Annotated in this window: 13 protein-coding genes; 6 read left to right on the top strand and 7 right to left on the bottom strand. The window is 44.1% G+C overall.

Features of this window, described 5'->3' with window-relative positions:
- Positions 1-44: 44 nt before the first annotated feature.
- From K1X84_12460 to K1X84_12430, 7 genes are all read right to left on the bottom strand, one after another.
- Positions 45-374 (bottom strand): hypothetical protein, encoded by a 330-nt coding sequence (locus tag K1X84_12460; protein MBX7152448.1) that lies wholly within the window; start codon positions 372-374, stop codon positions 45-47.
- Between the two features lie 81 nt (positions 375-455).
- Complete coding sequence (locus K1X84_12455; GenBank protein ID MBX7152447.1) at positions 456-1,778, bottom strand: 5'-deoxyadenosine deaminase; 1,323 nt, start codon at positions 1,776-1,778, stop codon at positions 456-458.
- Between the two features lie 7 nt (positions 1,779-1,785).
- Complete coding sequence (locus K1X84_12450) at positions 1,786-3,069, bottom strand: DUF4147 domain-containing protein (protein ID MBX7152446.1); 1,284 nt, start codon at positions 3,067-3,069, stop codon at positions 1,786-1,788.
- Positions 3,066-3,851: an RNA methyltransferase gene (locus tag K1X84_12445; GenBank protein MBX7152445.1), complete on the bottom strand. Its 786-nt coding sequence runs from the start codon at positions 3,849-3,851 to the stop codon at positions 3,066-3,068. The genes K1X84_12450 and K1X84_12445 overlap by 4 nt, the downstream gene beginning before the upstream one ends.
- A 5-nt stretch (positions 3,852-3,856) precedes the next feature.
- Positions 3,857-4,477: an HAD-IA family hydrolase gene (locus K1X84_12440; GenBank protein MBX7152444.1), complete on the bottom strand. Its 621-nt coding sequence runs from the start codon at positions 4,475-4,477 to the stop codon at positions 3,857-3,859.
- A gap of 66 nt (positions 4,478-4,543) precedes the next feature.
- Complete coding sequence (locus K1X84_12435) at positions 4,544-4,957, bottom strand: cobalamin B12-binding domain-containing protein (GenBank protein MBX7152443.1); 414 nt, start codon at positions 4,955-4,957, stop codon at positions 4,544-4,546.
- Positions 4,958-4,970: 13 nt separating this feature from the next.
- On the bottom strand, positions 4,971-5,426 hold the full coding sequence (locus K1X84_12430) for a DUF1573 domain-containing protein (GenBank protein ID MBX7152442.1): 456 nt from the start codon (positions 5,424-5,426) through the stop codon (positions 4,971-4,973).
- 160 nt (positions 5,427-5,586) lie between these two features.
- Between K1X84_12430 and recO the strand changes: the two genes are divergently transcribed.
- The 6 genes from recO to K1X84_12400 all read left to right on the top strand — a co-directional run.
- A complete protein-coding gene (gene recO / locus K1X84_12425; GenBank protein MBX7152441.1) occupies positions 5,587-6,348 on the top strand; it encodes a DNA repair protein RecO in 762 nt (253 codons plus the stop codon).
- Complete coding sequence (gene lptC, locus K1X84_12420) at positions 6,345-6,983, top strand: LPS export ABC transporter periplasmic protein LptC (GenBank protein ID MBX7152440.1); 639 nt, start codon at positions 6,345-6,347, stop codon at positions 6,981-6,983. Before recO ends, lptC begins: the two co-directional genes overlap by 4 nt.
- Positions 6,980-8,200 (top strand): hypothetical protein, encoded by a 1,221-nt coding sequence (locus K1X84_12415; protein MBX7152439.1) that lies wholly within the window; start codon positions 6,980-6,982, stop codon positions 8,198-8,200. The genes lptC and K1X84_12415 overlap by 4 nt, the downstream gene beginning before the upstream one ends.
- Complete coding sequence (gene lptB / locus K1X84_12410; protein MBX7152438.1) at positions 8,197-9,009, top strand: LPS export ABC transporter ATP-binding protein; 813 nt, start codon at positions 8,197-8,199, stop codon at positions 9,007-9,009. The genes K1X84_12415 and lptB overlap by 4 nt, the downstream gene beginning before the upstream one ends.
- A 4-nt stretch (positions 9,010-9,013) precedes the next feature.
- Positions 9,014-10,657 carry an RNA polymerase factor sigma-54 gene (gene rpoN, locus K1X84_12405; GenBank protein ID MBX7152437.1) on the top strand — a complete coding sequence of 548 codons (1,644 nt, stop codon included), beginning with the start codon at positions 9,014-9,016 and terminating at the stop codon, positions 10,655-10,657.
- A gap of 72 nt (positions 10,658-10,729) precedes the next feature.
- On the top strand, positions 10,730-11,586 hold an 857-nt coding region (locus K1X84_12400), incomplete at its 3' end, for an SDR family oxidoreductase (GenBank protein ID MBX7152436.1).

The following is an 11,586-nucleotide window of genomic DNA, read 5'->3' as shown; positions in this document are numbered from 1 at the left end:
TTCTAACGAAGTTCTGAACTACAGTAAGTATTGATAGTAAGGGATTAATTAGATTCCTTACCTACCCGGTATTTTTCTTCAATGCTTTTACTGATCAGACCGCCGAGAAAAACCGAAGAGATTAACAGAAAAGCATTCAAAAAGAGTAACTCCAGAATATCCTGATGAATTCGGGTCAAAGTAACCGCTGACATGACTGCAAACAAAAGAAAAATTATTGGCGTTACCCAAAGGCGCGCATAATAAATAATGCGCAGGTGTGGATTGTCTCGCAAAATCGCGGCATTATGGTATCCGCGCTTTCCGATAAATCGCGGCCAGAAATAAAAAATCACAGCCGCTTCAAGCAAGGAGAACAGCAGGAATTCCTTCATACTTTCACCTCATGGTTAATTCGAAGAAATTAGGGTCAACCTGTTGTACAAGGTTACAGGGTAATCAGTCTGAAATTTTTTCTACATTCGCCTCAATAATTTTTTGAGTTCTTGTTTCGTTTCATTGGTAATGGATGAAACATCAAAAGTTTTTATTTCCCGGTCTTTCATAATAACTTTGCCGTCGACAATTACAGTTTTCACATCCGAGGAATGTGCGGAATAAACGATCTGAGAATAAATCGACTCCGCCGGTGTGGTATGGATATTATCCAAATTCATCAATATAATATCGGCTTTTTTGCCAACTTCGATACTCCCGATCTGATCATCTATACGCAATGTTTTGGCTCCGTTGATTGTCGCCATTTCAAAAACTGTTTCCGCCGTTAATGACTTCGGTCCTAAACGCGGTTTTTGAATTAATGCCGCTAACTTCATTTCCTGGAGCATGTCGAGGTTATTGTTACACGGCGCTCCGTCGGCACCTAACGAAACCGGAATGCCCATCGCCAACAGTTCAGGCACTTTAGCAATTCCGGAACCTAATTTCAGATTAGACGACGGACAGTGCATTACTTTCGTTTTTGTATCCCGGATAATTTCCATTTCACGGTCATTCAGCCAAATGCAATGTGCAAGACAAAGGCGCTCATTGGCCAATTGAATCCGGTGAAAGTATTCGACATTGGACGCTTGACAGCGTTGGATCACCGCTTGTAATTCCCCGCGATTTTCTGAAGCGTGAGTGTGTACCAGCAAGTTTTCATCGCGCGACAGATCCCGGACATCGCATAAAAGCGGCTCACTGCAAGATAAGACAAAACGGGGAGCAAAAGCAAATTGAATTCTGCCGCCAGCACTATTATGCCAGTCGCGTTTCAGCCGTAAACTCTCACCGATCGACCATGCTCGGCTTTCTTCCAATCCCTTCGGGCCGCCCGGGCAATCGTCCATCATCGCTTTGCCTGAAAAAGCACGGATGCCTGAAATTTCAATTTGCTCAAAAATATAATCGTGGTGATGCACGGTGCCCATATCCAAAATCGTAGTAGTGCCGCCGCGGATCAACTCAGCGAGCGCCAACCGCGCTGATGTACGGATGGACGCCGGCGTATGAGCCGCTTCAAAAGGCCAGATTTTTAATTTCAGCCAATCCAGTAATTCAAGATCGTCCGCCAGATTCCTGAACAACGTTTGGCACAAATGAACATGTGTCTGAACAAATCCTGGCGTTGCTACCAAGCCGCTTGCATGGATACGAATGGCATTTTTATAGTCGTTTGGTTTTAGTTTTCCGATTTTGGAAATCCAAGAACCTTCAATTAAAATATCGGCGTGACGAATGCTTCGCTCGGCATCCATGGTTACAATAGTAGCATCATGGATCACAATTTTTTTCATAACCACCTCATGGCAATATAAGCATCATTATGTCCATAACATTTGTCATGGTAGGACCTGTGCGCACATGTGTTTCCATTTGTTCAAAAAAACTATATGAATCGTGATTTTTTAAATACGTCACACCATCCAATTTTTTTTCAAGCGAATGGTTATAAATTTCATTCGAAACCCATGCGCCGGCCGCATCGGTTGGGCCATCTGTTCCGTCAGTACCGGCGGCAAAAAATAAATATGACTTTGTATCTTTGAGTGCTACCATTGCCGACAATGCCGCTTCCTGGTTGCGTCCGCCTTTTCCATGTCCGCTGAGTGTTACAGTTGTTTCTCCGCCGCCGATATAACACAAAGGTTTTGTGGTTTTTGATTTGAGTGTCAATGCCTGATTGATGAAATCAACGGCTACTTCGCGCGCTTCTCCGGCAAACATCTTGCCCATTTTGTGACATTCGTACCCGAGCAAGCCGGCTGTCCGATCGCATTCAGCAAGAGCTTTATCATTATCGCCAATAATGATATTATTGACATTTCCAAAGAGTCCATCATCAGCATTTTCGTTGTCTATGCGCGACCGCCACTGATCCAATTTGTATTTTTTCAAAACAGTATCCACTTCATCCGGAAATGCGGCATTCGGAAATGTTGGACCCGATCCAATGTCGGCTGCACGATTACCAATCACATCGGAAATAATCAAACTGAGACACGTTGCGGGATAAATCTGCATAGCCAATTTGCCGCCGTGAATAGTTGAAAAACATTTACGAATGGTATTGATCTCGTGAATATCGGCACCGCATGCCAGTAATTGTTGATTTAATTTAATCGCATCGTCCAGTAAAAATCCCTCTTTAAATGAAGACATCAAAACAGACGCACCGCCAGAAAGTAAAAATATAACCAAATCTTTTTCAGTAGCATCGTACGCAGTTCGGATGATCGCTTTGCCTGCACGAACGCCGTTCATATCGGGCAACGGATGACCGGCTTCAATTATACCGATTTTGTTTAATGGACGCGCATGTCCATATTTGGTAACAACAACACCCCCGGAAATTCGATCACCAAGTAGTTGTTCGACCGCTTCAGCCATTGCTGCTGACGCTTTGCCGGCGCCGATTACGATAATTCGTTCAAACGAATCCAAATCGTAGCTTCGCTGCCCGGCGGTGAGGATAGAATCACAGATAACAAAAGATTGCCGGACAAGTTCGTGTGCGTGTACGGCTTTCAAACCGGATTCAAAGATTGCCATGGCATCATTGAACAATTTTTCGTGAAATGCGCTCATTTCTGTTTTACGCGCAACTCGTGCAAAATAATTCCGCAGGCAACCGCGGCATTAAGCGAATCGCCGTTACCGAATTTCGGAATGCTTACTTTTTTGTCGCACAGATCCAATAAATTTTTATCTATCCCATGCGCTTCGCTACCAACGAGAAGCAGTGTGTTACTCAACGGAAGTAACTTCGATAAATCAGCACCTTTCATGTCGGCAGCGCACACGGTGTAACGCGCATCTCGCGCATGATTGATGCTCGATTTTAATTCTAAATCCTGATAAAATGAAATCCGGAAAATGGAACCCATTGTCGCTCGCACAACTTTTGGATTATAAATTTCCACGCATGAAGGACTGGTAATTATTTTTCTTACTCCGAACCAATCAGCACAGCGTATAATAGTGCCTAAATTCCCCGGATCGCTGATTCGATCCAGAGCAATAATCATAGTATCAGAATCACCGAAAATCTTTTGGGGGGAGGCGGGTTGGCGTATGGCGGCCAATATTCCCTGCGGATGTTGCGTATCGGATAATTTCAAGCAATCACGCTGCGACACACGGTAAGTGATCGTTGAAAATTTCTTTTGAAGCGTTCGCACAATTTCGGGATGAGCTTCTTCAAAAGCCGTATCGATAACAATCCACTCGGCTTCGAATTGACTCCTGAGAAATTCTTCAAATAAGTGAAGACCCTCAATCAGGAAGGTTCCGGAAGATTGACGGAATTTTTTGTCAAGGATTAATGAAAATTGTTTGAGTTTGTTTTTGGTAAGCAATTCAAAAGGCATGGCCGTTATAATTTCACGCCCAATGATGCCAGCGCTTGCGTCAATTGGCCGGGGTTTTGATATTGAATGGCGTGGATACCAACCCGGTTCGCAGCCTGCACATTTTGTGAGCGATCATCGATGAACACGCATTCTACCGGATCGCTTTGCGTAATACTCAGTGCAGTACGATAAATATCCGGATCCGGTTTCATACGATTGAGATAACATGAAGAAAAAAAAGCATTGAAATAATTATCCAGCTTGAATTGTTTGATCCGGTGCTCGTTCAATTCTCTCGATTCATTATTTAGCGTAGCCAGAAAATATTTACCGGAAGCCGCGATGCTTTGCAGAACACTCATCCCTTCGATGGCTTGTGACTGTTCAAACATCTTTTGAATGAAGGTTTCTTTGGCGAATCCGTTCGTCAGACCGAAAACAGTCATGTCGAGATATTCATCGAGTGAACATTGTCCGGTCTCAAACAACGCCGCTACTTCGCGGTGCCGGTCGCCAAATTCATTCAGTACGGCTTGATCGGTAATACCGAACTCGTTCAGTACCTTTACGCGCTGTTCGCGATCCCAGGCATTGGTCAGCACCACTCCGCCGAGATCCCAGAATAGGGTTGTTATTGCCGCCATAAGTGTGAAAATCTTGGAAAGTGTTTTTTGAAAAAATTTATCGGATAAATTCAGACTGGATATTGGTCAGGCGTTTTGCAACTCGCGGTGAGTCTGATACCATTTCTGGATGTAATCGACTACATCGGACGTCGAAGTTCCCGGGCCGAATAATTTATTAACGCCCATTTTCTCTAATTGTTCGGAATCTTTGTCAGGAATGATTCCGCCGCCGATGAGCAGGATATCATCCAAGCCTTCCGCTTTCATTGAGTCGATAATTTTTGGAAATAACGTCATGTGGGAACCGGACAAAATACTGATCGCGATGACGTCGACGTCTTCCTGAACGGCCGCATGAACAATCATTTCCGGTGTTTGACGCAGACCGGTATAAATTACTTCCATTCCGGCATCCCGTAACGCGCTGGCTATTACTTTGGCGCCCCGATCATGCCCGTCAAGACCGGGCTTGGCTACTAAAACTTTAGTCTTTTTCATACGATTATCTGAATTACTTTTGGCTGGCTGTATCCGTTTTTTTGCCGTCGGCCGGCTCAACTTCTACCATAAATGTTAAAATCGTCTGAGGAGAAACAACTGAATTGGATGTTACGGTGATCGTTTTCCGCGCTTTTCCGACCCGGCCTTTGGAATTAAAAGTAGCTTTAATCTCCCCGCTTTCACCCGGTGCAACGGCCATTGAACTCAAAAGCGCCGCCGTACATCCGCACGAAGCCTGAACGTGAGAAATTTTGAGCGAGTCCGATCCTGTATTGGTAAATTTAAAGACGTGTTCGGCCATTTCACCTTCAACGATTTTGCCGAAATCGTGCGTTTTATTTTCAAACTGGATAACCGGTCCGTTTTGCTGGGCATGGCTGCTCAAAACTTTTGTTTGAAAGATCACAAGCGTAGCTACCACCAAAACAACCGATAGTGAAATAGTCAGAATCCATTTTTTGTTCATGACAGCCCCTTTGATTTGTAATCGAACATATTGTATTTACGAGTAAAATGCAAGCAATTTTTAGGGCCAAAATGCCCGCCAAAGCCCTAATTTCCTATTGATTTTGGAAATTAAAACTTTTACTTTGCTAAGCAAAAATTAAGCCAATACCAAATGGAAAATGGGGATTCGTAAAACCGAAGCAGTGATCCTAAAAGTCATTCCTTACGGTGAGACCAGCAAAATTCTGACCACTTTTACAAAAGATCACGGTAAAATTACAATGATCGCCAAAGGCGCCAGGAATATTAAAAGCAAATTTGGCGGATCTCTGGAACCTTTTACATATTTATCGGTGGTTTTTTACGAACGCGAGGCGCGGGATTTGCAGTATGTCTCGGATGTTTCGGTTATTAATCCGTTTTTGAACATTCACGATCATCTCGACCGTATGTATGCAGCCCTATCAATGATTGAAATTTGCAATAAAGTTATTCACGGTAATGAGGAAAATACGGCGTTGTTTGAGTTATTGACGCAGACTCTTGAGGGCATGAACAGCCCGGCCAAACCGGCTGTAAACGGTTTTTTGAATTTTTTGATCCAGCTTGCTGATTTGCTCGGTTTTAAAATGGAACTGGAGCGTTGTAACTTTTGCGATGACATTACAGAACATCTTCGGCTTCAATTCAATATCGACAAAGGACGGATTGTCTGCGAAAATTGTCCGCATGATATACAGATGTACTCCGATCAATCGGTTTTATCCAAAGAAACCTATGCCGTGATGCGGCAAATGGTACGATCGAAAGGTTCCGGATTATATAATATCATAATCAGTGACCGCGCACGAAGTGAAATTTATTCAACTGTAATCCGTCATTTGCAGTATCATATTGAGGAACTGAAACATTTGAACGCATTGGCTTATTTGAAAGTATGAAATTAAACTATTTGAAACGGCAACTTAGTGTTGTGCTGATTTTTTCGATGTTCTTTGCTTGTTCCGATTGGCAGGAAAATGAGTCTTTGTCCGGCAACGATCAAAACACACCTAACCAGGAAGGATGGAAATCAAAAGTCATTTTCTCAACGGACGGCGTCATCAACGCTGAATTGCAGTACGAACACATGATGCGTTGGGACAAATTGCAACTGACAACCTTCAATCAAGGCATCCGGCTCGACATGTATGATGAAGGCAAACATCAGATGACATTAACGGCGGACAGCGGCGAAATTAAAAGCCAGGTCAATAACCTGCTCGCTCTTGGCAACGTGTATATCGTTTCCGACAGCGGCATTACGATGCGCACACAAAAAATAATCTGGGACGATGCGAAACAAAAAATTTTTGCCGACGGATTTGTAACCATTACGACTGAAGAAGATACGCTTAACGGATATGAATTCGAATCGGATAAAAATCTCAATCACTGGAAAATGAAGCGTGCATTCGGTCAAAGCGGACGAGAAGTCGATCTGCGTACCGGGACCATTCATTCCCGAAACGATTCGGAGAAAAAACATAACCTCGATAAAGAGGTTGACGATTTTCTGAAAAACGAAAAACAATGACTATACGTCCGTATATATTTTTTTGTACTTTGACAATCGGTTATGCTGCGCTCTCAGCTCAGAATCTTGACTCGTTAAATACCGTGCGTACGAAACATCAGTCCTTCTCACCTCTTAAGCTCGAAAGTGCCGATGAGTTAGAAAATCAGCGCGTAGATAACAAAGATGTGATGCGTGCAACCGGTAACGTACAATTCTCGCAAGATACTATCTCGGCTACGTGTGATGAAGCCGCTTTTTTTAAGGAGTCGCAGGCGGCAATTTTGATCGGTCACGTAGTATTGAACGACCGTCATCGTACAATTTTCTGTGAAAAAGCGCGGTATTATGCCAAAACCAAAAAAGCGGTTTGTGAAGGTAATGTTGTTTTTGTCGACAGTTCTACAACGTTGGTTGCGGATTCATTGGTCTACTACCAAAATATCGAACAACTGATCGCGCAAGGTTCGGTCGTTATCTTCGACAGTCTCGAATCGGTAACCATTTACGGTGACAAAGGCTTTTACGATGTCAGAAAAAAATATGCCTATGCGACAGGGCATCCTTATATGATCCAGTACGACAGCACCAAATATCAGGGACAAAATATCGCCCGAATAAGCCGCGGGTTGCCGTCCAGGCCAGCGCTCGACGCTTCGGGTAAACCCAAAATGTACCGCAGCGACGATCAGTTAACTGTACGCGGACTATTTGTTCAATCGTTTATGGACAGCCATAAAGTTGTCATCAGGGATAGCGTAATTTTGACTCGGGAAAAATTGACCACAACTTCCGATCATGCCGTTTATCAGACCAAAAAAGAAGTGCTGGAACTTGACAGCAATCCCCGGGCGCATTACGATCTCAGCAACGTCCGCGGCGATCGTATTACGGTTCAATTTGACAACCGAGAAATTAAGACGATTCATATCCGTGGAAATGCCCTGGCCACGTCCTTCGCCGATTCGATTGGAAAAAAAACCAACCGGCTCACCGCTAAAACAATTTCAATGAACATCATTGAAAAAAAACTCAGTTTGATGTTTGCCGAAGGCAATGCGTATAACTTGTATTATCTGGATACCAAAGAAGGAGCCAATGAAATTTCAGGGCCTTCGATGGTTTTATTTTTCGACAACAACTCTAAATTAAAAAAATTTCGTGTACATGGCGGTACTGAAGGCACCTATTACCCAAATCAGTTAGAAAATCGCGTTAATCCAAACATACAACAATGAGCAGTGACAATTTACATCCCGTACCGCATTTGCCTGCGGAAGTTCCGATCGCCGATTATATTGATCACAACCGTGAGACACGCGTAGCGGTCCGCGCAGAAGGATTGGTCAAAAAATACGGCGGCCGTAAAGTCGTTGACGGCGTCAATATCGACGTTACACAAGGCGAGATTGTCGGCTTACTCGGCCCCAACGGCGCCGGTAAAACAACGACATTCCACATGATCACGGGTATGATCAAACCGAATGCAGGAAAAATCTTTTTTGATAAAACCAATATTAAACACTACGCCATGTACCGCCGGGCGCGACTCGGCATCGGGTATCTTTCGCAGGAAGCATCGATTTTCAGAAAATTGACCGTGGAACAAAATATCATGGCGATTCTACAAACGCTAAGGATATCCAAACAGGAACGAAAACGGCGGCTTGAACAATTGCTTGAAGACATGTCGATTACAAGAATTGCAAAGAATAAAGGATATTCCTTGTCGGGCGGCGAACGCAGGCGTACTGAGATCGCTCGTGCACTTGTGACGAATCCGCGTTTTCTGTTATTGGACGAGCCTTTTGCCGGAATCGATCCGATTGCCGTTGAAGACATCCAATCGATTGTCCACGGTCTTAAACAGCGCGGCATCGGCATTCTGATTACTGATCATAACGTGCATGAAACGCTTGCCATTACCGATCGCGCGTATTTGCTCTTCGACGGTAAAGTACTGAAAGACGGTACGTCTGAATCCCTTGCCGAAGATCCTGAAGCGCGCAAATTGTATCTTGGCGATAAATTCAAATTGAGAGATTAATGTAATGTCCCAGGGATTCCGACAAATTCTTTCCCAACAAATGAAATTAACACCGCAGCAAGTGTTGCTTTCAAGTTTGTTGCAGCTTCCTATCCAGGCGCTCGAACAGCGGATTAAGCAGGAATTGGAACAAAATCCGCTCCTCGAAGAAGTACAGGATCTTGATGAAACACTCGAACAAACGGAAGAATTGGAGGAAGATCAGGAATTAAAACTTGAACAAGAAGATCCCAAGAAAGAAGAAGAGCGCGCGGAAGCTGAAATCAAAGCCGTCGATGAAAAGGAAAAAAAAGAAGAACAGGAAGTCGATTGGGAGCAGTTTCTCAATGATGACAATCATTTTGAAATTCGCATGCCACGCGACGTGAGCAATGAGGAAGAAGAAACCGAATGGATTCAGCCCCAGCGCACAACGCTCGCCGATCACTTGCTTGACCAATTGCGTTTTACCAATCTCGATGATAAACAAAAAGAAATCGGCGAATACATTATCTGGAATATCAACGAAGACGGTTACCTGGTCTATGAAGACATGGTGGATACCGCACCTGAGAAAAAAGAAATCGAAGTCTTCGCCGAAACTGCACGTGATTTTCAAAATGATACTATCGAGTTGAATATTCCGGCCGAAGAAGATATTCAACCAAAATCCAATGGCAAACACAAGACTATCAAAATTGATCCAGTCCAGGCGATTGCCGATGAATTAAAAGTTACTACCGACGAAGTAGAATCCGTTCTTAAGGTTGTGCAGACGTTCGATCCGGCAGGCATCGCCGCCCGAAATCTTAAAGAATGTATTTTAATCCAATTGAATCAACGTCTCGGCGGATTTTATGATAACGGCACGTCGATGTCCATTCGCATCGTCAATGAAGCATACCAGGATTTCATCAATCGCCGCTATGATAAAGTTGCCAAATTATTAAAAATTACTTTGGACGATATCAAGCGCTCGATTGCTGAAATTCTTCAACTCAACCCTAAGCCCGGCGAAGGATATATTCAAGCGGAACAAAATTACGTTACTCCTGATGCGGCTGTCAAAAAAGTGAATGAAAAATTCGAAATCATTGTCAATGACTATGGCATGCCGCGTCTGCGCATCAACAACGCGTATCGGAAAATGATGCTCGATAAAGTCAAAACGCAAAAAGACACTAAAGAATTTATTAAAAACAAGCTGGAAGCCGCCAAGTGGCTGATCAATTCTCTTTACCGTCGCCGGGATACGATCTACAGGACCGTGGAAGCCATTGTTGAATTACAGAAAGATTTTTTCGACAAAGGAAAAGAATATATCAAACCGATGAAACTTGAAGACGTAGCCACTAAAATCGGTATGGATATCTCGACCATCAGCCGTGCCACCAACGGTAAATACGTTCAAACCGATTATGGCGTTTTCGAGCTCAAATACTTTTTCTCAACCGCGATGACTTCGTCGGAAGGTGAAGACGTCTCGACTAAGCAATTAAAGGCGGCACTGAAAAAGATCATCGACGAAGAAGACAAAGGCAAGCCGCTCAGCGATGAAGATCTGGCCAAGACCATGACAGCGCAGGGACATCCTATCGCCCGTCGGACGATTACCAAATACCGCGAGCAAATGATGATTGCGCCTGCGCGATTACGCCGGCAAATCTGATTTAATTTCCACGATAGCCAATTTGAAGTAAATAACCTAACGTTCGCAAGAATTTATTAACACGGAGTACGTATGAGGATTGTTGTCACCGGCGGCGCCGGATTTTTGGGATCCCATCTTTGCGATCGATTGCTCGCCGAAAACCATGAAGTTATTGCGATTGATAATTTGATCACCGGCAGCACGGATAACATCGCACACATCCGCGATAAACGTTTCACGTTTATTCAGTATGACGTGACCAATTATATTTATGTCGAAGGACCGGTAGATTTTGTTTTTCACTTTGCCAGTCCGGCCAGTCCGATCGATTATCTTGAGTTACCCATTCAGACGCTGAAAGTCGGTTCCCTTGGGACACATAAAGCACTGGGATTGGCCAAAAGTAAAAAAGCAGGATTTCTATTGGCATCGACGTCCGAAGTGTACGGCGATCCGCTGATCAATCCTCAACACGAGGAATATTGGGGCAATGTCAATCCGATCGGCCCCCGCGGCGTGTACGATGAAGCCAAACGTTTCGCCGAAGCGATGACCATGGCGTATTACACGTTTCATAAAGTCGATACGCGTATCGTACGCATTTTTAATACCTACGGCCCACGCAATCGCCCCAACGATGGCCGTGTTGTTCCAACGTTCATTAATCAGGCCATTCGCAACGAACCGATCACGGTTTTCGGCAAGGGCCAGCAAACGCGTTCTTTTTGCTACGTCAGCGACCTCATTGACGGTATTTACCGGCTGATGCAATCACAGGAACATTTGCCTGTAAATATCGGCAATCCTGTTGAAATGACCGTTTTGCAATTTGCCGAAAAAATTATTGAACTGACCGGAAGCTCAAGTAAAATTATTTACAAACCGCTTCCCCAGGACGATCCAACCGTACGGCGTCCCGACATTTCCAAAGCCAAGAAAATATTGGG

The sequence above is a fragment of the bacterium genome (assembly GCA_019695335.1).
Taxonomy (GTDB): Bacteria; CLD3; CLD3; order SB21; family SB21; genus JABWBZ01.
The sequence above is the reverse complement of the archived record's forward strand: the minus strand, read 5'-3'. Positions and strand labels throughout refer to the sequence as shown.